The 22,629-nt window shown below is 72.1% G+C and carries 18 protein-coding genes and 1 pseudogene; 2 read left to right on the plus strand and 17 right to left on the minus strand.

The features are described from left to right. Positions 1–148 precede the first annotated feature (148 nt). On the minus strand, positions 149–1,759 hold the full coding sequence (locus ACFVH0_RS14190; RefSeq protein WP_385819856.1) for an FAD-dependent oxidoreductase: 1,611 nt from the start codon (positions 1,757–1,759) through the stop codon (positions 149–151). 38 nt (positions 1,760–1,797) lie between these two features. Beyond that, complete coding sequence (locus tag ACFVH0_RS14195) at positions 1,798–2,904, minus strand: LacI family DNA-binding transcriptional regulator (protein WP_385819858.1); 1,107 nt, start codon at positions 2,902–2,904, stop codon at positions 1,798–1,800. A gap of 154 nt (positions 2,905–3,058) precedes the next feature. On the opposite strand from ACFVH0_RS14195, the gene ACFVH0_RS14200 reads away from it, so the two are divergent. Continuing rightward, the gene (locus tag ACFVH0_RS14200; RefSeq protein ID WP_385819860.1) at positions 3,059–4,033 is read left to right on the plus strand and encodes an acetylxylan esterase; all 975 of its coding nucleotides are present in this window, start codon (positions 3,059–3,061) and stop codon (positions 4,031–4,033) included. Between the two features lie 16 nt (positions 4,034–4,049). On the opposite strand, the gene ACFVH0_RS14205 is transcribed toward ACFVH0_RS14200, so the two are convergent. From ACFVH0_RS14205 to ACFVH0_RS14270, 14 genes are all read right to left on the minus strand, one after another. After that, positions 4,050–4,997, minus strand: coding sequence for an ABC transporter substrate-binding protein (locus ACFVH0_RS14205; RefSeq protein WP_385819862.1), 948 nt, complete (start codon positions 4,995–4,997; stop codon positions 4,050–4,052). After that, complete coding sequence (locus ACFVH0_RS14210) at positions 4,994–5,689, minus strand: ABC transporter permease (protein ID WP_385819864.1); 696 nt, start codon at positions 5,687–5,689, stop codon at positions 4,994–4,996. Before ACFVH0_RS14210 ends, ACFVH0_RS14205 begins: the two co-directional genes overlap by 4 nt. After that, positions 5,668–6,345 (minus strand): ABC transporter permease, encoded by a 678-nt coding sequence (locus tag ACFVH0_RS14215; protein WP_385819866.1) that lies wholly within the window; start codon positions 6,343–6,345, stop codon positions 5,668–5,670. The genes ACFVH0_RS14210 and ACFVH0_RS14215 overlap by 22 nt, the downstream gene beginning before the upstream one ends. A gap of 160 nt (positions 6,346–6,505) precedes the next feature. After that, positions 6,506–6,952 (minus strand): nitroreductase family deazaflavin-dependent oxidoreductase, encoded by a 447-nt coding sequence (locus ACFVH0_RS14220; RefSeq protein ID WP_124720316.1) that lies wholly within the window; start codon positions 6,950–6,952, stop codon positions 6,506–6,508. 132 nt (positions 6,953–7,084) lie between these two features. After that, positions 7,085–8,683, minus strand: coding sequence for a helix-turn-helix domain-containing protein (locus ACFVH0_RS14225; protein WP_385819868.1), 1,599 nt, complete (start codon positions 8,681–8,683; stop codon positions 7,085–7,087). Between the two features lie 118 nt (positions 8,684–8,801). Continuing rightward, complete coding sequence (menC, locus tag ACFVH0_RS14230) at positions 8,802–9,908, minus strand: o-succinylbenzoate synthase (protein WP_385819870.1); 1,107 nt, start codon at positions 9,906–9,908, stop codon at positions 8,802–8,804. After that, positions 9,905–10,762, minus strand: a complete 858-nt coding sequence (locus tag ACFVH0_RS14235; protein ID WP_385819872.1) for a GNAT family N-acetyltransferase — start codon at positions 10,760–10,762, stop codon at positions 9,905–9,907. Before ACFVH0_RS14235 ends, menC begins: the two co-directional genes overlap by 4 nt. Beyond that, positions 10,759–11,904, minus strand: coding sequence for a M20 family metallopeptidase (locus ACFVH0_RS14240; protein WP_385819874.1), 1,146 nt, complete (start codon positions 11,902–11,904; stop codon positions 10,759–10,761). The genes ACFVH0_RS14235 and ACFVH0_RS14240 overlap by 4 nt, the downstream gene beginning before the upstream one ends. A gap of 1 nt (position 11,905) precedes the next feature. Beyond that, complete coding sequence (locus tag ACFVH0_RS14245) at positions 11,906–13,276, minus strand: serine hydrolase domain-containing protein (RefSeq protein WP_385819876.1); 1,371 nt, start codon at positions 13,274–13,276, stop codon at positions 11,906–11,908. Positions 13,277–13,299: 23 nt separating this feature from the next. Continuing rightward, on the minus strand, positions 13,300–15,216 hold the full coding sequence (locus ACFVH0_RS14250; RefSeq protein ID WP_385819878.1) for a S9 family peptidase: 1,917 nt from the start codon (positions 15,214–15,216) through the stop codon (positions 13,300–13,302). Beyond that, a complete protein-coding gene (locus ACFVH0_RS14255) occupies positions 15,213–16,097 on the minus strand; it encodes an ATP-binding cassette domain-containing protein (RefSeq protein ID WP_385819880.1) in 885 nt (294 codons plus the stop codon). The genes ACFVH0_RS14250 and ACFVH0_RS14255 overlap by 4 nt, the downstream gene beginning before the upstream one ends. Next, the gene (locus ACFVH0_RS14260) at positions 16,094–18,010 is read right to left on the minus strand and encodes a dipeptide/oligopeptide/nickel ABC transporter permease/ATP-binding protein (RefSeq protein WP_385819883.1); all 1,917 of its coding nucleotides are present in this window, start codon (positions 18,008–18,010) and stop codon (positions 16,094–16,096) included. The genes ACFVH0_RS14255 and ACFVH0_RS14260 overlap by 4 nt, the downstream gene beginning before the upstream one ends. A 2-nt stretch (positions 18,011–18,012) precedes the next feature. Next, positions 18,013–18,999 carry an ABC transporter permease gene (locus ACFVH0_RS14265; protein ID WP_385819885.1) on the minus strand — a complete coding sequence of 329 codons (987 nt, stop codon included), beginning with the start codon at positions 18,997–18,999 and terminating at the stop codon, positions 18,013–18,015. After that, entirely contained in the window at positions 18,999–20,609 is a 1,611-nt protein-coding gene (locus ACFVH0_RS14270; RefSeq protein ID WP_385819887.1) for an ABC transporter substrate-binding protein, read from the minus strand. The genes ACFVH0_RS14265 and ACFVH0_RS14270 overlap by 1 nt, the downstream gene beginning before the upstream one ends. 215 nt (positions 20,610–20,824) lie before the next feature. On the opposite strand from ACFVH0_RS14270, the pseudogene ACFVH0_RS14275 reads away from it, so the two are divergent. Continuing rightward, positions 20,825–21,391, plus strand: a pseudogene (locus ACFVH0_RS14275) (DUF4291 domain-containing protein); the annotation flags it as partial. 72 nt (positions 21,392–21,463) lie between these two features. Here ACFVH0_RS14275 and ACFVH0_RS14280 read toward each other — a convergent pair. Continuing rightward, positions 21,464–22,480 (minus strand): hypothetical protein, encoded by a 1,017-nt coding sequence (locus tag ACFVH0_RS14280; RefSeq protein ID WP_385819889.1) that lies wholly within the window; start codon positions 22,478–22,480, stop codon positions 21,464–21,466. Positions 22,481–22,629: the final 149 nt, after the last annotated feature.

The raw sequence follows: 22,629 nt of genomic DNA on the forward strand, positions 1-22,629 counted from the left end.
TTTGTTCCCCCCATGTATTTCCCCGCGGGTTTGGTTTGTGTTTTTCTGGGTGGCCAACCTGTTGGGGGTGTGGTTTTTTGCGGGGGGGGGGGGGGGGGCAACAGGTGGAGCTGTCCCACCCGGCGATTCACGGTTGCGGCGCCTGTGGTCAGTAGCCGCGCACGTCGGGCCAGTGGCGCTGGACCCCGTCGCGGTCCAGGAGCCGCGCGAACGCCTCGTACCGCTTGTCCTCGGACTGGACCTGCTGTGGTTCGACGCCCTCGGTGAGGCAGTGGGCGGCCAGGGCACCGGCGGCCTCGCCGATGTTCCACTCCACCGGGTGGAGCCGGTAGCAGCCGTTGGTGATGTGGGTGGTGCCGACGTTCTTGCCGGCGGGCAGCAGGTTGCGGACGCGGCGCGGTACGAGGGCACCGAGCGGGATCTCGAACGGCACCGAGCCGATGTCGATGTAGTTGTCGCCCCCGGTGGAGGGGTGCAGATCGATGCGGTAGCTGCCGACGCCGACCGAGTCCCGGTGCCGTGTTCCGCCGTGCGGGCCGACGATGTCGATGGACACGTCGTGCTCGGTGACGGTGGTGACGGCCTTGATGCGGCGGGACTCGCGTACGTACGGGGCCTTGGCGAGGCCGTCTTCGGTGCCGGTGATGTCGGGGCGGATCCGCAGACCGGGGAATCCGGTGCCGCCGTCCTGGCGGGGGGCCTCGGTCTGGAGCCAGTACAGCAGCGAGAGGGACAACTGCCGTGCCTCGGCGACCGCCTGGGCGGACACCGCTTCACCGGCGCCGATCAGGGGCTTGAGCCAGTAGTCGTTGAGCGGCCAGTTGACGAGTGTGATGTCGGAGTCGAAGGCGCCGGGGCGGTGCATGCCCCGGGCGAGGATGCGGCGGAAGCCCCACAGCTCCTTGTCACCCGCGTCGGCGCTCTGGTCGGCACTGACGGCGAGCGGGTCGACGTCCGGGTTGGGGACGAAGGTGCGCGGTACGGATTCCAGTGAGCGGGGGTCGGGTGCCTGGAAGCCGAGCAGCGGGCCCGGCCAGAAGTCGGGGCGGTAGGAGCGCCAGAAGTCGTAGTCGGCGGGGCGGTCGACGGTGTGGTTCTCACCCTCGTGGTGGGAGAGCGCGAAACACACGGTGATGCCCTGCTGGTTGAGCGGCTGGGCCTGTTCGGGGGCGTGCGGTTCGTCGAACTCGCCGCGCGCCTCGGCGCCGATGGCGTGCTCGACGCCGCCGAGTTCGAGGAGTTCACCGGTCTCGGTGGCGTCGATCACGTAGCGGGCGGTGACGGTGTAGCGGTCGCCGGTGCGCAGGTTCTCCAGGGTGACCGCCCGGATGACATCGTTGTCCGACTCGGCGGCCACGGCCCGGTGCTCGGTGAGCAGGGTGAGGCGGCCCGCCGCGCGGTGCGGTGCGAGCATCGCCTCCAGCACGGTGAGCGCGATGCGCGGCTCGTGGCAGAGCTTGCTGACGCGTCCGGCGCCCGGGTTGAGGCCGGTGAGGGCCAGGGCCTCGGAACGCATCGGGTACCACTGGCGGTAGTACGCGCGGATGCCTTCGCGCAGCCTGCGGTACGAGGCGGTGGTGCCGAACTGCTCCACCCACGGGTGCTCGTCCGGGGGGACGGCCTGGGAGGTGAGCTGGCCGCCGATCCAGTCGGTCTCCTCGGTGAGGACGACGGTGCGTCCGGCGCGGCAGGCGGCGAGCGCGGCGGCGACGCCGCCGAGTCCGGCGCCCACGACGAGGATGTCCGGTTCGGGTATCACGGGTCTCCTTGAGCTGTGCGTACGGGTGGTGCGGTCGGTCAGTGGTCTTCGGTGGCGGGCGGCGGACCCGAGGTGGCGCCGGGCCGCAAGGTGCAGGCGACCAGGGGTTCGGTGGCCTCCTCCCCCGCGACCAGCGCGGCGAGCATGCGCACGGCTGCCGCGCCGAGCCGGGTGCGGGGGATGTCGAAACCGGTGGGTTCGGGTCCGTCCGCGAGGTCTGCGGGCGGGCTGCCGAGCAGCGCCAGCGAGGCGTCTCGCGGGCACTCGATCCCGGCGTCGGCGGCGGCGCGGCGCAGGGCGCGCCAGGCGGCGCCGGTGTCGGTCTCCTCGGCGACGAACGCGGTGACGCCGTCGGCGAGCCAGTTCCGCAGCCGCTCGGAGGTGAGGTCTCGTTCCGGGTCGGCGGAACGGAAGACGGCTTCGGGGGCGGCCGGGCCGGCCGCTGCCAGTCCTTCGAGGAATCCGCGCTCACGGTCGGTGGAGGCGGGTGCCTCGTCGTCCTCGCGGATCAGCACCATCCGGCGGTGCCCGAGGCCGGCGAGGTGACCGACGACCTCGCGGGCGGCGCTCACGTAGTCGGCGCCGACCCAGTGCAGGCCCGCCGGCTCGTCCCGGCGGCCGAGGTGGACCACCGGGAACCCGTCTGCGACCAGCCGGGCCAGTTCCCCGACGGGTGCGTGGCGGCCGAGGAACAGGCAGCCGTCGGCGAGGCGGACCCGGCTCAGCGCGTCGGGTCCGGCGGCCCCCGCGCCGCCGGTGCTCGACCCCGTGAACAGCACCAGGTCGTAGCCGCGCTCCGCCGCCTCGCGCTCCACGCCCACCAGGAACGGGTAGTACGAGTGCTGCACATCGGTGGGGAAGGTCGCGGTGAAGCTGAAGACGCCCAGCAGGTTGTTGCGTGCCGCGGCGAGCCTGCGGGCCGCCGGGTCGGGCACGTAGCCGAGGCTGCGGGCCGCCTCCAGGACCTTCTGCCGGGTCTCCTCCGAGATCGCGGGCCCCTGCCTCTTGTCGGCGAGCACCAGCGAGACCGTGGCCTGTGAGACCCCGGCGAGCCGTGCGACCTCCGCCTGGCGCGGGCGGGCCGTGCGGCCTGCCGGCGCGGGTGAACGGCCGGGCCTGGCCCGCTTCCTGGGTTCCTCCACCATGACTCCTCGCATCGATTAATGCGTATTACTAATGCGCATTAACGAGTTACTGTGAGGGTCCATCGGGCGCCGGTCAAGAGGCCGGGCTCAAATTCTTCACCGCGATCCCCCGTACGGTGTGATCAACCATCCCCGCACAGAAGGCGGTCCCCACATGTCCCTGTTCGATCTGCCGCTCGACCGGCTGCGTGACTACCGCAGCGGTTCGGTCGAGCCGGAGGATTTCGACGCGTTCTGGACGAAGACGCTCGACGAGGCCCGGTCCCACGATCTCGACGCCCGTTTCGAGCCGCGCACCGGCACCGGTCTGAGCACCGTGGACGTGTACGACGTGACGTTCGCGGGCTTCGGCGGTCATCCGGTCAAGGGCTGGTTCGTCGTCCCGGCGGGCGCCACGGAGCCGCTGCCGGTGGTGGTCGAGTTCATCGGCTACGGCGGCGGGCGGGGCCTGGCGCACACCCATCTGCTCTGGGCCTCGGCCGGTTTCGCCCATTTCGTGATGGACACCCGGGGCCAGGGCAGCGGGTGGCTCGTCGGCGACACCCCCGACCCGGTGGGCAGTGCCCCCGCGTACCCGGGTTTCATGACCCGGGGCATCGAGGACCCGGAGTCCTACTACTACCGGCGGGTGTTCACCGACGCGGTGCGTGCGGTGGAGGCGGCGCGCTCGCACCCGCTGGCCGACGCGGCGCGCACCGCGGCGATCGGGGAGAGCCAGGGCGGCGGCATCACGCTCGCCGTCGGCGGGCTGATACCCGACCTCGTGGCGATCGCGCCGGACGTCCCGTTCCTGTGCGACTTCCCCCGCGCCCTCACCGTCACCGACCGGACCCCGTACCGCGAGGTGGGCAACTACCTCAAGACGCACCGCGGCCGGGCGGAGCGGGCCAGGGCCACCCTGTCGTACTTCGACGGGGTGCATTTCGCCGCGCGCGGGCGGGCTCCGGCGCTGTTCTCGACCGCCCTGGAGGACATGACCTGCCCGCCCTCGACCGTCTTCGCCGCCTTCAACGCCTACGCCCACCAGGACAAGACCATCGAGGTGTACGACTTCAACGACCACGAGGGCGGCGGGCCGTTCCAGCAGGCCGTGCAGCTGGGCTGGCTGCCGGGAAAGCTGCGGGCCTGACCGGGTGCGGCGGCGGTCAGTCGCGCGGGACGAGGTGCTTGGACTCCAGGTAGTTGCGTGCCACGTCCTCGGGCAGCCGCCGCCAGCTGTCGACCTGCTCGTTGAGCCGGGCCAGGTCGGCGGTCGTGAGTACGGTGTTGAGCCGGCCCAGCGCCGTACGGACGCCTTCGCCGCCCGCCCGGGACCGGTTGACGACGGGGACGAGGTAGTCGGCGTTCTGCAGATGCTTGTCGTCGGCGAGCAGGACGAGGCCGAAGTTGTCGAGCGTGGCGTCGGTCGTGGTGGTCAGGACCATCTGGTCCTGACCCTTCTGGACGGCCTGTTTGGCCTGGGTGGTGCCGACGCCCTTGGGGTCCACGGCGGTGATGCGGATTCCGTACGTCTTCTTCAGCCCGGGTGCGCAGTAGGGGCGCTGCACGCATTCGTCACCGGCGGCCAGCCTTACGGGAAGCCCGGATCTGCCCAGGTCGCCGAGCGTCCTGAGGTGGTGCTCGGCCGCGTAGCGGGCGGTGACCGCGAAGGCGTTCTGGTCGACGGCGCGCCCGGGGTCGAGCACGGTGAGGCCACGGGGGGCGGCGAGTGCGCGCAGAGCCTTCATGGTGGCGGCGAGGCCGGGCGAGCCGACGGGGGTGGCGTCGGCGCCGTTCTTCTTGGCGTTCAGCCAGTCGGCGAAGGTGGCGGCGTACTCCGGCACGACGTCGATCTGGCCGCTCTCCAGCGCCGGTTCGTAGATCTCCCGGTTGGTGACGGAGATGATCTTCGTGGAGTAGCCGGCCCGGTTCAGCAGCAGCGCGTACATCTGGGCGAGCAGATCACTCTCGGTGAAGCCCGCGGAGCCGATGGTGAGATGTCTGCTGTCGCCCGGGGGTGCGGTCACCTCGCCCTGGTTCTCCAGGGAGGGGCCGGTGGTGCAGCCGGCCACCGAGAGCAGCAGCAGGATCGGGGCGGCGGTTCGTGGCCTCATCCGGATCCCTTGCCGCGGAGCCTGTCGGGGACGAGCAGCCGGCCCGCCTCGAAGAGCCCTTCGACGATCAGCGCGAAGGCCGCGACGAGGACCGCCCCTGCGACCACCTGCGAGGTGGAGGCGAGGTTGAAGCCGGCCGTGATGATGCGGCCGAGTCCCCCGCCGCCGGCCAGTGCCGCGAGGGTCGCGGTCGCGACGAGCTGCACGGCGGCGATCCGTACGCCGGTGAGGATCAGCGGGAGGGCGAGCGGCACCTCGACGCCCAGCATCAGCTGTCCGCCCGTCATGCCCATTCCTCTGGCGGCGCGCACGATGTCACGGTCGACCTCCCGCATGCCGACGTAGGCGTTGGTGAGCAGCGGCGGTACGGCGAAGAGGACCAGGGCGATGATGGTCGGCCATTCGCCGTGGCCGCCGATCGGGGTGAGCAGGAGCAGCACCAGTACGGCGAAGGTGGGCACGGCCCGGCCGATGTTGGAGATGTTGACGGCGAGCGCGCCGCCCCTGCCGAGATGGCCGAGGACCAGGGCGACGGGCAGCGCGATCAGGCAGCTGATGAGCAGGCAGACGACGGTGAGGAAGAGGTGCTGGCCCAGCCGGTTCCAGATACCGCCGTCGCCGGACCAGTTGGCGGCGGTGGTGAGCCAGGACCAGGCGTCGGCGAGGGTCTTCACGACTGCCTCCGGGTCCATGGGGTGAGCACTCGCTGCGCGAGCAGGAGCAGCAGGTCGGCGGCGACGGCGATGACGACGCACAGGACGGAGGCGGTGAGCACCTGGGCCTTGAAGTAGGTGTTCATCCCGGAGTAGATGAGGTTGCCGAGCCCGCCGTAGCCGACGATCGCGCCGACCGTGACCAGGGAGACGGCGGAGACGGTGGCGATCCGCAGTCCGGCCATGGCCGCGGGCAGTGCGAGGGGCAGCTCCACGGCGAGCAGCAGCCGCAGCGGCCCGTATCCCATACCGCGTGCGGCCTGCCGGGTCTCCTCGGGCACGGCGCGCAGTCCGGCCAGGATGTTCCGTACCAGGAGGGTGAGCGAGTACAGCACGAGCCCGGTGACGACGAGCGAGGCGGAGAGTCCGTACACCGGCAGCAGCAGCGAGAACATGGCGAGCGACGGCACGGTGTAGAGGATGGTCGTCACACCGAGCACCGGGCCCGCCGCCCAGCGCCGGTGCCGTGCCACGAGGGCGAGCGGAACGGCGATGACCAGCCCGATCAGCACGGAGGCCAGGGTGAGCTGGAGGTGCTGCACCACGGCGTCCCAGAGGATCTCGCGACGGCTGGAGAGATAGGCCCCGCAGAGCCACTCGTTGCGCGCTAGGCAGTCGTCCGGGGGCGCGGTCACCCGTCCATTGGAGCGCGCGGTGCGGTGCGGGTGCGCGTCCTGATCGGCTGTCCGGGGGAGGCTCCGCCGACGGGCCGGACCTGGTGCGCCGGCCGGATGCGGGGGCGCGGGCCGGATGCGGGGGCGCGGGCCGGTGGGCCCGTGCCCCCGCCGGCGGTCGTCAGTGCTGCCCGGCCGCCGGTTCGAGGACGAAGACCGGAATCTGCCGGTCGGTCTTCAGCTGGTAGTCGGCGTAGTCGGGGAACGCCTCGACCGCGCGCGCCCACCACAGGTCCTTCTCCTCGCCGGTGGCCTCACGGGCGTTCATGTCCTGGCGGAGGGGACCGTCCTGGAGTTCCACACGGGGGTCGGCCACGATGTTGTGGTACCAGACGGGGTGCTTGGGGGCACCGCCCTGCGAGGCGACCACCGCGTACTTGCCGTCGTGCTCGACCCTCATCAGCGGGGTCTTGCGGATCTTGCCGCTCTTGGCCCCGCGGGTGGTGAGGATGATGACGGGCATGCCCCGCATCTCGGTTCCCTCGGTGCCGCCGGAGCTCTCGAACAGCTCGACCTGGTCGCGGACCCACTGTGTGGGGCTCGGCTCGTACTCTCCCTGCAGAGGCATGTCATCTGTCCCATCGTCGGCTTCCGGACACACGGGCGTCGGTGTGTCCCACTGCTCCGGGAAACTCTCGCACCATTCCGTCCGTCCGGCGCCCGGATCGGTCCGAGTGCCACGGCGAGGGAGTGACCCGAGTCAGGAGTGCGGTGGTCTCAGCCGCAGTTGCAGCATCGCTTCGAACCTCGCCTCCGGGTCGCCGAGATCGATGCCCGCGACCACGGCCAGCCGCTTGAGCCGGTAGCGGAAGGTGTTGGGGTGGATGTGTACGGCGGCAGCGGCGGCGGGCACATCGCCGAAGGTGCTCAGCCAGGCGTCCAGGGTGTCGGTGAGGGCCGTGTTGTGCTCGGCGTCGTAGGCGCGCAGCCGTATGACCGGGCCGTCCGGCAGATCGTCCTCGGCGGCCATCCGGTCCGTCAGCTCCTCCAGCAGCGAGGCGGCGTAGACGTCCGACAGCCGTGCGGCCCTGCGCTGGGTGCGACCGGAGCCCAGGACCCGCAGCGCGCGGTCCGCGTCGGCGCGCGAGCGGCGCAGCTCCACCGGGCGGGCGGCGAGCCGGCCGACGCCGATGACGGCGGGCACCCGGTCCCCGATCCGGCCGAGGAACGCCTCGGCCACCCGCAGCCCCTGTTCGTCCGAACCGGTGGGCAGGACCGCGTAGGTGACCCCGCCGATCGCGGCGGCGGCGGTGCGGGGGTGGATCGCGGCCAGGTGCAGGGTGAGCGCCTCGGCGACGCGGAGGCCCGTGGCCACCCGGTCGGGCGCGTACTGCTCGCCGGTCACCGCGAGCGCCAGCACACAGGCGGGCTGTGCGGACAGGCCGAGCCGGACGGCGGCCTGCGGGGCGTGCGTACCGCCCTCCAGGACGGTGGCGAGCAGATCCGCGCGCAGCCGCCGTTCGGCGTCCTCGCCGGTGCGCCGGCGCAGCAGATGCAGGGCGGCCACCTTCGCCGCCTCCTGGAGTGCCTGGGTGCGGTCCGCGCTCAGCGGTGCGTCGACCACGACCCAGATCGAGCCGAGGATCTCGCCGCCTGCGCGGACGGCGATCGCGACCCGGGGCTTGTCCGAGATGCCGTCGACGTAGACGGGTTCCTCCTTCCGGTAGAGGGCCTGGAAGGCGCCGCGTTCCTCCAGGGCGCGCAGTTTCTCGGCGGGCACCTGACGGTCGAGGACGGTCGCGATCCGGTCCTCGTCGCCCTCGTCCTGCCTGCTGGAGAAGGCCAGCACCCGGCCGCCGCGGTCCTCCACGGTGACCGGGCCGTCCAACAGTCCGGCCGTCGCGTTGGCCAGGGCGAACAGGTCACCGGCGAGGGGTTCGGCGCCGTCGGACTCGTCGGGGCCGCCCACCGTGCCCAGTTCGTCGACGGCGAGCAGCGACCGCAGCAGCGCCGCCACCTGGGCCCAGGACGCTCCGGGGGTCAGGCCGAGCACGGTCACCCCGGTGCGGGCGGCCGCCTCGGACACCGATCCGTACACCGGGACCGGGGACCGGACCATCACGGCCGCCGCGCCCAGCCCGGCCGCCCGGTCGACCAGGGCGGCGACCGGCCCGGCGCCGTACACACCGACGCCGAGCACCACCGCGCCGGGCAGCCGCGCCGGTTCGTCCAGGGGGTCCTGGATCAGCACCCCGGTGACGGTGCGGGCCGGGTCCGCCTCCCCGGCCAGCACTTCGATCAATGTCGATCCGAGATCGTTGAGGATCCGGCCGAGCACGGCCCGAGGCTGCTCCGTCATCATCACAAGGTAATTGATCGGAGATCGTCCGCGACGGGGACGGCCGCCGCTCCGCACTGCCGGCCTGCCTGGGGTTCGCGCAGGTGGGGCGCGGTGGGCGGGTCCGGGACGCCGCGGGTCACCGGCCGATCCATTCCGTCGATCCGGTCACCTCGGCCAGCTGCCCGGGGTTCGGGGAGATTCCGATGCCGGGTCCGGTGGGCACGTCGAGATGGCCGTCGCGCAGGGTGAACGGCTCGGTGATGTCGGTGCGGTAGTACCGGTCGGAGGCGGAGGTGTCGCCGGGCAGGGTGAAGCCGGGGAGTGCGGCGAGGGCAACGTTGGCGGCGCGGCCGAGGCCGGTCTCCAGCATCCCGCCGCACCAGACGGGGACGCCGTTCGCGGCGCACACGTCGTGGATCCGCCGGGCCTCCAGATAGCCGCCGACCCGTCCCGGCTTGATGTTGACGACCGAGCAGGCGCCCATCGCGATGGCGTCGGCCGCCGAGCGGGCGGAGACGATGGATTCGTCCAGGCAGATCGGGGTGCGTACCCGGCGGGCGAGTTCCGCGTGGCCCCGGACGTCCTCCTCGTCCAGGGGCTGTTCGATGAGCAGCAGCCCGTACGGGTCGAGCCGGGCCAGTTGTGCGGCGTCGGCGAGGGTGTACGCGGTGTTGGCGTCCACCTGGAGCTGTACGTCGTCGCCGAAGCGTTCGCGGACCGCGCGCACGGGCGCCACGTCCCAGCCGGGTTCGATCTTCAGCTTGATCCGGAGATAGCCCTCGCAGAGATAGCCGTCGACGGTATCGAGGAGTGCGGGGATCGAGTCCATGATGCCCACGGACACCCCGGCCGGCACCCGTTCGGCCGTGGCCCCCAGCCACTGGCCCATCGACAGGCCGTGGGCACGCAGCCAGGCGTCGAGGACCGCCGTCTCCAGTGCGGCCTTGGCCATCCGGTGGCCCTTGAACGCGGCCAGTGCCGGGGCGACCGCCCACGGGTCGAGCGACGGCAGGGCGGCGAGCGTGGGTACGAGATAGCTGCGCAGCACGTCCGCCGCGGCGGCGGTGTACTCCGAGGAGTACAGGGGATCGGCCATGGTGACGCATTCGCCGTAGCCCTCGTGGTCCTCGGTCTCGACCCTGACCAGCAGGACCTCCCGGGTGTTCATCGTGGCGAACGAGGTCCGGAACGGTGCGACCAGCGGCATCTCGATCCGGCGCAGTTCCACACCTGTGAGCTTCATGCCTGACTCTCCTGACGTCTGTCGATCACGTACCAGCCGTCCCGGGTGAATCCGGTGACGGTGTGCCCCTCGGCCATCAGGCCGCCGAGTACCTCGCGCAGCGCGTACCGCCATGCGCGGGCCAGGGGCGGGTCGGTCCGGCGCAGTTCCTCCGCCTCGGCGGGGATCCGGACCAGGACGGTGTCGCCGTCCCGGCGCCCCACGGCCGGGCGGCCGTCGGGTTTGGCGTCCAGTGCCACCACCGTGCGGGGGCCCGTGACGTCGGCGGTGATGGTGCGGGGGGTGCCCGCGGCGGATCCGGCGGCGTGCTCGCCGGTCAGTTCCCAGCGGACGAGCAGCCGGTCGGTCTCGGTCCCGGCGTTGACCTCGTCCTGCATGGCGCCGTAGAAGTCGGCCAGGTACTCGCTCGGTTCCGCGCCCAGTTTGGCGAGGTTGAAGTAGGCGTTGCGGCTGATGAGCGGGTCGAAGGTCCAGGTGACGGTGGTGATGTCGCGGGCCAGTGACCAGGCCCGCTGATGCTGCTTGACCGCGAAGCCGACGTTGCGGCCCCGGACGCTGTCGTCCACCCCGGCGATGTGCGAGTGCAGTCCGGCGCTGGCGAGGAAGCCCAGGCAGAAGCCGACCATCCGGCCGCCCCGGTCGACACCGACGACATAGCTGCCGGAGTGCGCGAAGACCCGCAGCAACTCCGGGGTGATCAGCGGGTTTCCGGGATCGGGCCGCCAGATGCGGTCCAGCACCCGGCAGGCCTCGTGCATCTCGTCCAGTCCGTGCAGCTCTCGGAGGGTGACGCCCGCTCGCCGGGCGGCCAGCTCCGCGGCGGCCGTCGCGGCGGAGGCCGGCGTACCGTTCATGGTTCCACCCGGCCGGGGACGGCCGGCGAGGCGCTCAGCAGTGAGGCCACCAGGGCGGCGACGAGTGCCGCTCGGCGGGGCAGTTCGGCGACGACCACATGCTCGTCGTCCGCGTGTGCCCCGCCGCCCACGGCCCCGAGGCCGTCGAGCGTCGGGGTGCCCACGCCGGCGGTGAGGTTGCCGTCGGAGGCGCCGCCGACCGCCACGCCGCGCAGCGGGCCGAAGCCCAGCTCCGCGTAGTGACCGCGGGCGAGTTCGAACAGCTCGGCCGAAGCGACGGCCGGCAGCGGCGGCCGGTTCGGGCCACCGGAGAAGGTGAGCGAGGCGCCGTCGGCCATCGGGGGGAGGTTGTGCACGGCGCGGTCCACCCGGTCCTGTTCGGCGGCCGTCGCCACGCGCACGTCGACCAGCAGCCGGGCCGTGTCGGGCACCGTGTTGCGGGTGGTGCCGGAGGAGGCCACGGTCGGGGTGACCGTGGTGCCGGCCGCCGGATCGGCGAGGGCGGACAACGCGAGGACCTGGTGGGCCAGTTCGGTGGTGGTGTTGATGCCCCGGTGGGGTTCCAGTCCGGCGTGCGCGGCGCGTCCGGCGATGGTCAGCTCGTAGCCGGACATTCCCTTGCGCGCGGTCTTCAGCGCGCCGCCCTCGCTCGCCTCCAGGACGAGCGCGGCGCCGGTCCGGCGGGCCTCGTCCTCGATCAGGGTGCGCGAGGTCGGGGCACCGATCTCCTCGTCCCCGGTGAGCAGGACCGAGACGCCGTCCAGGTCGTCGAGGACCGACAGGGCGTGGAACAGCTGCACCACACCGGCCTTCATGTCGAAGCTGCCGGGTCCGGTGAGCCGCCCGCCGGCCACCTCGAAGGGGTGGCGGGCCAGGGAGCCCACCGGCCACACCGTGTCGAAGTGGCCGAGCAGCAGCACCCGGTTGCCGGAACCGAAGCGCCAGCGCAGGGCGGGCCGCCCCGAGCCTTCGATCCACTCGGGCTCCGCACCGGTCAGCCGGGTGCCGAGGCCTGCGACGACGCGGGCGCAGTCGGTGACCGCGGCCAGGTCGTCGCTGGGCGACTCGGTGCGGACCAGCTCCTCGATGTCGGCCAGCAGGGTCGGCAGCGCCGCCCGGAGTGCAGTGGCGATCGTGGTCACGTCAGCCCACCTTGGGTGTGGCCCGGCCACCGTGGTGGATGTACGGGGTGCCGTCGGCGAGTGTGTAGAACACGACCGGAACCCAGAGCTCGAACCCCGGCCGCTGCACGACGAACAGCCCCGGCTCGACGGGGTGCAGCTCGTACTCCTTCTCCGTTTCGGGGGCCAGTTCGGCCAGCGGTCCGGTGATGCGGTCCAGCATCACCAGGCCGCCGTCCCGCTCCACGATCTCCACGCGGCTGGAGAGCCGCTGGTACACGCCGACGTAGTCGGCGGGATCCACGGCCACCGGCTCGGTCGCGGGCTCGATGGTGGTGCGCATCGTCACCCCGGCCAGTTCCCGGACGATCTCGGCGTACAGGTCCCGGTAGAGGCCGGAGGTGTCGCCGCCGTTGGTGAGCAGGCAGATCGCCAGCTCGGCCTCGGGCAGCACCCGCAGGTAGGCGTTCTGTCCGATGGTGCCGCCGTCGTGTCCGTACACCCGGTGTCCGTCCCACGTGTCGAGGAACCAGCCGAGCCCCCAGGCGTTGCCCAGGATGTGCGGGTCGGGGAGCTCGACCTGCGGGGTCTGCATGGCGGCGACACCCTCGGCCGAGAGGATCTTGGTGCCGTCGGAGGTGACGCCGTTGTCGAGGTGCAGCCGGGCGAACTCCAGTACCTCGCGCGGTGTGGAGCAGATCAGCCCGGCCGGTCCGGCGGAGCGCATCAGTCCCCACATCGGGGCCTGCACCGGAGGGCTGCCCAGGTGCCCGATGGCGGCACGGAAACGCAGCACCTCTTCCGGCAGGGTCGCGGTGTGCGTCAGTCCGAGCGGCCGGTACAGGCGCTCGCGCATCAGCTCGTCCCACTGGACGCCGGTGACGACCTCCAGTACCCGGCCGAGCAGGGTGAAGCCCGCGTTGCAGTACGACATGGTGGCGCCGAGCGGGTGGTTGGGGGTGGTGTCGCCCAGCAGCGCTACGTACTTCTCCAGGCAGTCGTCGCCCCGGCCGGTGTCGGTGAAGAGGTCGCCGTCGATACCGCTGGTGTGGGTCAGGAGGTGCCGGAGCGTCAGCCCCTCGGTCAACTCGTCGGTTGCAAGCCGCAGTTCGGGGAGTACGGAGGCGATGGGCGCGTCCAGTTCGAGCACGCCCTCGTCGACCAGGGCCATGGCCACCGTGGTGGTCCAGACCTTGGAGATCGAGCCGATCTGGAAGAGGGTGTCGGTGGTCGCCCCGATCCCGGCCTCCGTGTTGGCCAGGCCGATGGCGGTCTCGGCGACCAGTTCACCGCGGTGCAGGATGCCGAGCGAGGCACCGGGCACGGAGTGACGGGCGGCGAGTTCGGTGAGGCGGGTGGTCCAGCGGGCTGACAGCTCGGTGGTGTCGGTCATGTCGTGCTCCGATTCCGTTTCGTTCAGCGGTTGGTGTGCGTGGTGACCCATTCGATCAGCCTGCGGGAGTAGTCCTCCCGGTGCGAGGGCCGGCCGTCGAGGAGGAAGAGGTGCGAGCTGCCGGGGTAGACGACCAGCCTGGCCGGTACGTCCCTGGTGCGCAGGGCGTGGAACCACTGTTCGGCCTGGCCGACGGGGCAGGTGTCGTCCGCGCCGCCGTGCAGGATCAGGGTGGGTGCGCGTACGGCGTCGGCGTGGCTGATCGGCGAGAGTTCCGTCAGCCGGGCCGGGTCGCCGATCTCGTGCTCGGCGATCAGGTGTCCTTCTTCGGAGGTGCCGGCCATGCTCTTCAGGTCGACCAGGACGCCACCCGGGACGACGGCGGCGAACAGGTCGGTGCGGGCGGAGAGCCAGCAGGTCAGGTAGCCGCCGTAGCTGTAGCCGGTGAGCGCGATCCGGTCCGGGTCGACGAGCCCTTCGGCGACGAGGGCGGCGACCGGTTGCAGGACGTCCTGTTCGTCCGTCTCGCCCCAGGCGCCCACCGCGCCCGTGTAGAACGCCTCGCCGTAGCCGTCGCTGGCGCGGACGTTCGGCGTGAGGATCGTCCAGCCCTGTGAGGCCAGTTCCTGGTGGTAGAGGTGGGCCGGGTCCGAGTGCGGGGCCCAGGCGTTGTGCGGGCCGCCGTGCACGTCCACCAGCAGCGGGCCGCCCGGGGGTGTGTCCGCGGCACGGGTGATCGTGGTGTGCACGACCGTGCCGTCCGAGATACTGAACTCGCGTTCGGTGACCGGGTGGAGGGCGATCTCCGGCAGTGACCGGGCCATGTGGTCGGTGAGCCGCACGGGCTGCTGCCCGGACGTCCAGTCGTCGAGGTCGAGCAGCACGACCTCGGCGAAGCGCGCCGCGTCGGAGACCACGACCGCCGCCCGTCCGGCCTTCGCCGCGACCGAGCAGCCGCTGACCCCGGTGCCGGCGGGCAGCGGGGAGGCGCTGATCCCCGCCGCGTCCACCCGGTACAGGCGGGTGGCGCCCCGGTCGCGGGCGCAGAACACGATGTCGTCGCCGTGGAACTGCGGCAGCGCGCCCGGGTAGCCGGGCCCACCGGGCAGGACGTTGCGGTCCAGGGCCGCGCTGACCGAGACCGGCGCGGAGCCGTCCAGCGGCTGGCGCAGCAGCTCCGAGTGGCCGACGCCGAACGTGGTGCGGCCGACGACAAGCAGCGCGGATCCGTCGGGGTACCAGCTCACCGGGCCGGCGAGACCGTCTGCGGGTCCGATCCGGCGGGGCTCCGGCGCGTCCGCACGGACCGCCACGACATGGGCGGCCGAGGGGCCGAACACCGCCGCGTCCGGGCCGGTCTGCGCGGGGTAGGCGAGCCGGGTGCCGTCGGGCGACCAGCTCGGGGAGCCGACATGCCGGTCGTCCCGGGTGAGCTGTACGATCTCGCCCGATTCCACGTCCACCACGAACAGTTGCGTGCGGACCGAGCCGATCAGGCCCGCCCCGTCCGCCTTCCAGCCGAGGGCGTCGATGACGACGGGTGCGCTGTCCGCGCGCCGGGTCTCGGGGGCGGCGTAGGCGATGCGCGTCCCGTCCGGGCTCCAGACCGGGACGCCCGCCCCGGCCGGACACCGGTCGGGGGTGGTGAGCGGTACGGCCTCTCCCCCGTCGGTGGACAGCAGATGGAGCTGGCCGGAGCGCAGGAAGGCCAGTCGCGCCCCGTCCGGGGACCAGCGCGGCGCGGTGTCCGCCGGTCCGTGGGTGAGGCGCCGGGCCGGGCCGCCTCCGCCGCGTACCTCCCAGATGGAGCGGATCACCCGGTCGTTCCCGGCGTCCTGCGTGGTCAGCGTGTAGGCGAGGCGTTCGCCGTCGGGGGACAGTGCGGGGTCGCCGGGGATCTCGAAACGGTACAGGTCTTCGATCTTGAGCGGTCGGGTCATGACGCCTCCTCGGCGAGGGCAAGGTCGGGCACGCAGGAGATGAGATTGCGGGTCGTCGGGTGCTCCGGGCGGTCCAGCACCCGGCCGGTGGGGCCGCATTCGACCAGGTGTCCGCCGTCCAGGACGGCGACCTGGTCGCAGAGGTAGCGGACGACCGCGAGGTTGTGGGAGATGAAGAGCATCGCGAAGCCCAGTTCGCGCTGGAGCCGGCGGAGCAGGTTGAGGACCGCGCCCTGGACCGACACGTCGAGGGCCGAGGTGATCTCGTCCGCGATCAGCACGGCGGGCCGGGCGGCCAGGGCCCTGGCCAGGGCGACTCGTTGGCGCTGCCCGCCGGAGAGCGCGTCCGGGGTGAGGGCGGCCCGTGCGGGGTCGATGCCGACGAGCTCCAGGTAGCGCGCCACCTCGGCGTCGCGTGCGGCACGGCGTTCACGGGCCGGGGCCCTTCGTCCGGTCGCCGTGCCGGGTCCGTGTCCGTTCCCATGTCCGGTTCCTGTTCTTGTTCCGCTTCCGCTTCCGTTTCCGTTTCCGTTTCCGCTTCCGTTTCCGCTTCCGTTTCCGTTTCCGTTTCCGCCGGAAAGTGCCTCGGCCACGGAGGCGCCGACGGTCATGCGGGGGTCGAGCGAGGCGTACGGGTTCTGGAACACCAGCTGTACGGGGCTGCGCCCGCGACGGCGGGGGACCTCGCTCCCGTCGACCAGTACCTGCCCGCACTGCCTCGGCGCCAGGCCGACGACGGCCTTGCCGAGGGTCGATTTCCCGGACCCGGACCCGCCCACCAGACCGGTGACCGTGCCTTCCGGAACCAGCAGGTCGACGTTGTCCACGGCGGTGAAGCGGCCGTAGCGGACCGTGATCCCGCGCAGTTCGAGTGAGCTCATGACGTGGCCTCCGCCGTGTGTGCCGTGGCCGTGACGGGCCGGCCGGCCGCTGCCGTCCCGACCGGGTACCAGCAGGCGACCTGCCGTCCCGGCCCTAGCTCCGTCAGTTCGGGGGTGTCTTCGTGGCAGCGTTCCCGGGCGCGTTCGCAGCGCGCTGCGAACGGGCACCCCGCGCCGGTCTCCCCCGGCTCCGGCGGCCGGCCGGGGATGGTGGCCAGCTCCGTACCGGGGTTCGTGGTCATGGTCGGGACCGCCCCGACCAGTGCCCGGGTGTACGGGTGGGCGGCGCCGCCGAGGAGTTCGGTGACCGGGAGGTTCTCGACGACCAGGCCCGCGTACATCACCAGGACCCGTTCGCAGACCTGGGCGACGACGGCGAGGTCGTGGGAGATCAGCAGCAGCGCGGCGCCGGACTCCGCGCGCACTTCGGCGAGCAGGTCGAGCACCTGCCGCTGGACCGCCACGTCGAGCGCCGTGGTGGGCTCGTCGGCGATGATCAGTTTCGGTTTCCCCATCAGTCCCATCGCGATGACGGCGCGCTGCCGCATCCCGCCGGAGTATTCGTGCGGCCGCTGCCGGGCGCGGCGTTCGGGCGTGGCGATGCGGACGGCGCCGAGCCGGTCGACGGCGCGTGCCGTGGCCTCTGCGCGGCTCGCTCCGAGGTGCACCTCGGCCACCTCGGCGAGTTGCCGGCCCACTCGCAGGGCGGGGTTCAGCGAGGCCATCGGGTCCTGGAAGACCATGGCGAGTTCGGTGCCGAGCCGTGGGTCCGCCCGCAGGTCGTGCCCGTCGAAGCCGAGGGTTCGGGCCGAGACCCGGCCCGGGTGCGGCACCAGGTCCGCGAGTGCCAGTGCGCTCAGGCTCTTGCCCGATCCCGATTCGCCGACCAGCCCGACGGCCTCGCCCGCGCCGATGTCCAGCGAGATCCCGCGTACCGCCTGCCGCCCGCCGGGGAACGTCACCCGCAGGTCGCGCGCCCGGACCAGGGCCCCACCGTCGTGCTCGGCGGCCGGTTCGTCCGGTGTCCCCGGCTGCTCCTGCGGTGTCGTCTCCGGTGCCTGTGGCGCCCTTCGGCCACCGGCCTGTGCGAGCACCTCACCGACCAGCCCGAACATCAGCCCCGTCAGGACGACGGCCGCGCCGGGCGCCAGGGCGGCCGCCGGATTCACGAAGATGCGGTTCAGCTGTTCATTGAGCAGCCGCCCCCAGTCGTACTGCGGCGGCTGTACGCCGAGGCCGAGGAAGGAGAGGCCGGAGAAGGCGACCAGGATGCCCCCTGTCGCCTGGGTGGCGAACAGCACCGACGGTTCGGCGATGTTGGGCAGCAGATGGCGTACCACCATCCTGAACCGGCCCACACCGAGGATGCGGGCGGCCGCGACGTAGTCGGAACCCGCGATCGACGCCGTCAGGTTCTGCACCAGCCGCGCCATGGGCGGAACCATGGCCAGCCCCACGGCGAACACCGCGCCGGTGCTGCCCACCCCGAAGATCGTGGCGAGGAAGAGCAGGAACAGCAGCCCCGGAAAGGCCACCAGTACGCCCACGGTCGCGGTGATCAGCCGTCCGAGGCGCCGGCCCACGACCGCCGGGGCGACACCCAGCAGCAGCCCGCCGCCGACTCCGATCACCGCGGCCAGCAGGGTGAGCCGCAGGGTCGGCCGGGTCGCCACCACGACGCGGGCGGCGATGTCCCGGCCGAGCTGGTCCGTGCCCAGCAGATGGGCGGCGCTGCTGCCCTGGTTGATCGCGTCGGTGTCGACCTGCGCGGCCCGGTCGCCGAGCAGCACGGGGCCGAGGACGGCGACCAGTGCGACCAGCAGGCAGGCGGTGAGCGCGGTGACGCCGATCGGCGTTCGGAGGGTGCGCCCGAGCCGGTGCCGTAGCGAGCTGTCATGGTCGTGATGAGGCATCGTCAACTCCCGCGGACGGTGGACTGGGGGTCGGCGACGGCCACGGCCACGTCGACGACGAAGGTGATCAGCAGTGCGGCCGCCCCGTAGACCAGCACCACACCCTGGACCAGCGGATAGTCCTTCTCGGTGATCGCCTGGACGATCGTGGTGCCGAGGCCGGGCCAGGCGAAGACGTTCTCGACCAGCACGGTGCCGGCGAGCAGCGAGCTGAAGAGCAGGCCGCCCAGGGTGAGCGAGGAGGTCAGCAGATTGGGCAGTGCGTGCCGCAGGTAGCGCAGCCGGGCCGGGAGCCGTTTCGCCCGCGCGGTCCGCATGTAGTCCTCACCGAGCACCCGCAGCGTCTCCACCCGGACGATGCGCGAGAGCGACGCCGCCGGTACGACGGTCAGGGCCAGCACCGGCAGTACGTAGGAGTCCATGCCGCCCCGGGAGGCGACCGGGAAGAGCGGCCAGGCCACCGCGAACGCCGCGATCAGGCCCACTGCCAGCAGGAATTCGGGCACCGCGCCCAGGAATCCGGTGACGCCGGTGAAGGCGAGTTCACCGCGCCGCCTGCGGCCGTCCTTGGTCAGCACCGCTGCGGTCATGCCGACGGGTACCGCGATCAGCAGGATCAGTACGAACGCCGGGACGGCGATCTGCAGAGTGGCCGGGAGCCGGCCGGAGATGATCTCGGACACCGGCATCTGGGCGCCGATCGACTCCCCGAGCCTGCCCCGGAGGAGATTGCCGACGAAGTCGCCGTACTGTTTCAACAGCGACTGGTCCAGGCCCAGCGACTCCCTGCGGGCCGCGACCAGGACCGGATCGGCGGTGGTGCCGAGAGCCGCCCGGACCGGATCGCCCGGGATCAGATGGATCATCGCGAACGCGGCCGTGACCAGTGCCGCGAGCGACACCAGCAGCCGGCAGGCGCGGCGCAGGACGAATCCGACCCAGGGGTTGCGGGCCCTCGCCCCCAGCGAGTTCATGGTGATCGTCGCCATCAGCCGGCGCTCCGGCGCAGGGTGCTCGGGACGATGCCGCTGCCGTCCACCTCGAAGGTGACGCCCTTTCCGTAGTACCGGTTCGCCTTGCTGACGATCGGCGCGATGTCGACGTGCTTGACCAGGGCGGCGTCGGCCGCGTCCCACAGGGGACAGCCCGAGGCGCCGGGCTTGGCAGCGGCCTGCGCGGTGAGCCGGTGGTAGTCGGGGTTGACGACGGAGCCGAAGTTGTTGCCCTTCGGCGGGGGCGGGCCGTCGTAGAACTGGGTGAGCTGGTCGGGGAGGGTGACTCCGATGGGTGCCCAGGCGATGTCCCAGTCTCCGCCGCCGAGGGTGCTGATGATGCTGCCGGAGCCGGTGGGCTTCGCCGTCGCCTTCACACCGAAGGACGTCCACTGCTGGACGGCCAGTTCGACCGCCGAGCCGACCTGAGGCCCCTGGTTGGTCGCGTAGTTGAGCCCGACGGCGAGCGGCTTGCCGTCCTTGGTCCAGGTGCCGCCGCTCTTCTTCCAGCCTGCCGCGTTGAGTGCGGCGGCGGCCTGCGCGGTGTCGTGGGCGGGGAGGTTGCCCGTCACCGTGTCGCCGGTACAGGGGGTGGGGGCGATCTCGCCGATGCCGGTGGCCGGCTTGCCCTTCCCGCCGGTGGCGACGCTTCCCAGCTGCTTCAGGTCGAGTACGGAGACCAGGGCCTTGCGCACCGCGAGATCGGCGGTCGGCCGGCCGGCCGCCTGGTTGAACAGGAACTGTCCGAACAGCGCCGTGGAGCTGCGGTACTTCACCTTGGCCCCGTCCAGCCGGTCCTGGTCGGCACCGTTGATGAGGGCGACATTGATCTGACCGGCCATCAGAAGGTTGGCCGCTGTCGATTCGTTGGCGACCACCTTGACCACCACCTTGCCGGGCATCCCCGCACCGGTGGATCCGCGGGGCCCCCAGCTGTACTTCTCCCGCTTGACGTACGTGTAGCGGTCACCCGGAACCGCTTCGGTCAGCCGGTAGGGGCCGCTCGCGTTGGTGGCCCTGGCCAGCGCGGTCGGCTTCGCCAGGCTGTTCTTGCAGAGCAGCGGCAGCAGCCGGGACATCTGCACGATGAACGGCGCGGGCTTCGCGGTGGTGACGGTGACCGTCCGGGTCGCCTTGTCGGCCTTCGCCACGGCGGTGACGGGGACCGAGAGACCGAGCATCGGCGACTGGTTCTTCGGATCGGCGATGTGGTTGTACTCGGCGGCCACGTCCTCGGCGGTGAGCGGCGATCCGTCCTCGCAGGTGACACCGGAGCGGATGGTGAACTTCGCCGAGGTGGTCGTGGCGGACCACTTCTCCGCCACTCCCGGCACCAGCGAGCCGTCGGCGTCGATGTGCACGAGCGTGTCGTACGCGAAGGAGTTCATCGCCAGTGCGGTGCTGACCAGTGCCGTGGTGGGGCTGAGGCTGCCGGGGTCACCGGCGACGGCGACCACCACCGTCGACCCGTCACCGCCACCGGCGGACTCATCGCCGCCGCACGCGGCCGCGGTGCCGACGAGGCCGAGCACCGTGACCACCGCGGCCGCCGTCCGGGTCCTGCGGGCCGTTCTGCTGCTGGTCTCCGTGCCTGCGGTGCTGGCCATGGTCACCTCCGAGGGAGCGGCACTCCGCCGCCGAGTGAGGGAACAGTAGGCAGCGCCGGACCGCCTCCGAGTGGTGGCGCCGCACAAAAAACCGGCGCCCCGACGGTGCGCCGCACCGAAGACGTACGCCCGGACACAAGGACGGAGAGGTTCCGTCGGAGTCCCGGACAGGGCGCGGATAATCGATCGTGGTGGGGGCCGGTACCTGGCACCCTGTGCCGCATGCCCCCCAGCACCGGATCAGGGCCGACTACGACGCCCGGACGATCGTCGTCCATCAGGCGTACTCACCGGCGGTCGCCGGTCCGGCCCTGCGGGCGCAGCGGTTCGTCGCGCCGTTCTCGTTCAACCGGATGACCTGGATCAAGCCGTCGTTCCTCTGGCTGATGCACCGCAGCAACTGGGCGCAGAAGCCGGGCCAGGAGCGGATTCTCGCGGTTCGGATCACCCGGGCGGGATGGGAGGAGGCGCTCTCGCGGGCGGTGCTGACGACGGCCGACCCGTCGGCCGTCGCCCAGGCTCCGGTGCACGTCCAGTGGGATCCCGAACGCTCGCTGCGGGGAGCCGCGCTCAACCACTACAGCATCCAGGTCGGGGTCGGGCGCGGTCTGGTCCGCGCGTTCGCCGAGGAGTGGGTCGTCGACATCACCGATGTCACGCCCGAGGTCCGGAAGATCGCGGCGCTCCGACAGGGCGGCCGCAGCGCACAGGCGCAGCGGCTGCTCCCGCCCGAGCGGATCTGTCCGGTGCCCCCTGCCATCGCGAAGGGCCTGGGCATCGACGCTCAGGGCGTCCCGCCGCTGCCACCGGGGATCCGGATGCGCGCCCGCGTCCGGATCCCCGGTGGCAGCGGGCTACTGCATCACCTGGAGCGGGGTGTGCCCGAATGACCGCTCGCAGATGTAGACCTGCATGGTGTAGCCGCGGCCGATGGTGATCCGGGTGGGCTCCTGGGGCTGTGGGTGGACCACGCCCGGTGCCGCGCAGACGGCTTCGTCCTCGACGGGCCGCCAGCTCTGCTCGTTGTCCCATTCGGCGCTGTCGATGGTCAGCAGCGGCCGGACGGGTCCGCCGCAGTCCGGGCACTCCATGGGCCACGGATCGCAGAAGCTCCAGTTGCCCCAGCCACCGATCTTCCATCCGGGTGCCACGGACAGGGCGTAGTGGTACAGGTGATCGCGCGGTTCCTCCCAGGTCCCGACGCGTTCGGCGAGTTCTTCGTCCAGTTCGAGCGGTGCGGGGTACTCGGTGACCGTTTCGGGGTGCAGTACGCAGGGACCGGGCAGATAGCTCTCGTCCTCGATCACCGACGGTTCGGGGGGCGTGGACAGCGCCGGACCGACTTCCGCGGCCTTGCGCCACACGAGGCGCACCTGCGGAATGCAGTCGTCGCCGTGCTCGAAGGGACACCACAGCACCTGGAGCAGATCGGCCCCCTGCGGGCCCGGCCACAGCCCTTCGCCCTCGGCGGCCGGGAGGTCACGCGCGTACAGCTGAGCGACGGCCAGGAGGGGAACCGGCCCGTTCTGCGGGATACGCCGGCCGCTGTGGCCGACCCGGTCCACCACTTCCCGCTCCGGCGGGGTGAGGATCAGGCGGTTTCCCACCGCCCGCGCCCAGCCCGCGGTCAGGACCCGGCGGCTGTCCCGCACCTCGTCGGGTACGAACCCGAGGTGCCAGGGGCCCGCGTGCTCCGGGCAGGTGGGCCACGGTTCGTCGCGCGGCCACAACAGCGGTCCGCCGACGGAACTGTCCCCGGCGACCGGCTCCCCCGGGCGCGGGTGCAGCCGTATCGCCGTGCGGGCCAACGGCAGGAGCTCCGGGAACTCCTGGGTGATGTCGACCGGTCGAGGAGGCGTCGTACGGTGCATCGGAGCAGCGTAGTTCTTGGTCGTCGGGCCCGGCACGCCGCCCGTCCGCTCCGCCTTCCACAACGGTGGTTCGGCGGAGAGTTCCGGCAGCCGGCGCGCCCATCACGTCGCCGGTGCCGCTCACCGCGCCGGATGCTCCCGGGGAAGAG

This window comes from Streptomyces sp. NPDC127117 (assembly GCF_042677325.1).
GTDB lineage: Bacteria > Actinomycetota > Actinomycetes > Streptomycetales > Streptomycetaceae > Streptomyces.

Excerpts from the sequence above, each read along its gene's own strand:
- ACFVH0_RS14195 (WP_385819858.1), bottom strand. The coding sequence starts at position 2,904 with ATGGTGGAGGAACCCAGGAAGCGGGCCAGGCCCGGCCGTTCACCCGCG.
- ACFVH0_RS14200 (WP_385819860.1), top strand. The coding sequence starts at position 3,059 with ATGTCCCTGTTCGATCTGCCGCTCGACCGGCTGCGTGACTACCGCAGC.
- ACFVH0_RS14205 (WP_385819862.1), bottom strand. The coding sequence starts at position 4,997 with ATGAGGCCACGAACCGCCGCCCCGATCCTGCTGCTGCTCTCGGTGGCC.
- ACFVH0_RS14210 (WP_385819864.1), bottom strand. The coding sequence starts at position 5,689 with ATGGACCCGGAGGCAGTCGTGAAGACCCTCGCCGACGCCTGGTCCTGG.
- ACFVH0_RS14220 (WP_124720316.1), bottom strand. The coding sequence starts at position 6,952 with ATGCCTCTGCAGGGAGAGTACGAGCCGAGCCCCACACAGTGGGTCCGC.
- ACFVH0_RS14225 (WP_385819868.1), bottom strand. The coding sequence starts at position 8,683 with ATGACGGAGCAGCCTCGGGCCGTGCTCGGCCGGATCCTCAACGATCTC.
- menC (WP_385819870.1), bottom strand. The coding sequence starts at position 9,908 with ATGAAGCTCACAGGTGTGGAACTGCGCCGGATCGAGATGCCGCTGGTC.
- ACFVH0_RS14235 (WP_385819872.1), bottom strand. The coding sequence starts at position 10,762 with ATGAACGGTACGCCGGCCTCCGCCGCGACGGCCGCCGCGGAGCTGGCC.
- ACFVH0_RS14245 (WP_385819876.1), bottom strand. The coding sequence starts at position 13,276 with ATGACCGACACCACCGAGCTGTCAGCCCGCTGGACCACCCGCCTCACC.
- ACFVH0_RS14250 (WP_385819878.1), bottom strand. The coding sequence starts at position 15,216 with ATGACCCGACCGCTCAAGATCGAAGACCTGTACCGTTTCGAGATCCCC.
- ACFVH0_RS14255 (WP_385819880.1), bottom strand. The coding sequence starts at position 16,097 with ATGAGCTCACTCGAACTGCGCGGGATCACGGTCCGCTACGGCCGCTTC.
- ACFVH0_RS14260 (WP_385819883.1), bottom strand. The coding sequence starts at position 18,010 with ATGCCTCATCACGACCATGACAGCTCGCTACGGCACCGGCTCGGGCGC.
- ACFVH0_RS14265 (WP_385819885.1), bottom strand. The coding sequence starts at position 18,999 with ATGGCGACGATCACCATGAACTCGCTGGGGGCGAGGGCCCGCAACCCC.
- ACFVH0_RS14270 (WP_385819887.1), bottom strand. The coding sequence starts at position 20,609 with ATGGCCAGCACCGCAGGCACGGAGACCAGCAGCAGAACGGCCCGCAGG.
- ACFVH0_RS14280 (WP_385819889.1), bottom strand. The coding sequence starts at position 22,480 with ATGCACCGTACGACGCCTCCTCGACCGGTCGACATCACCCAGGAGTTC.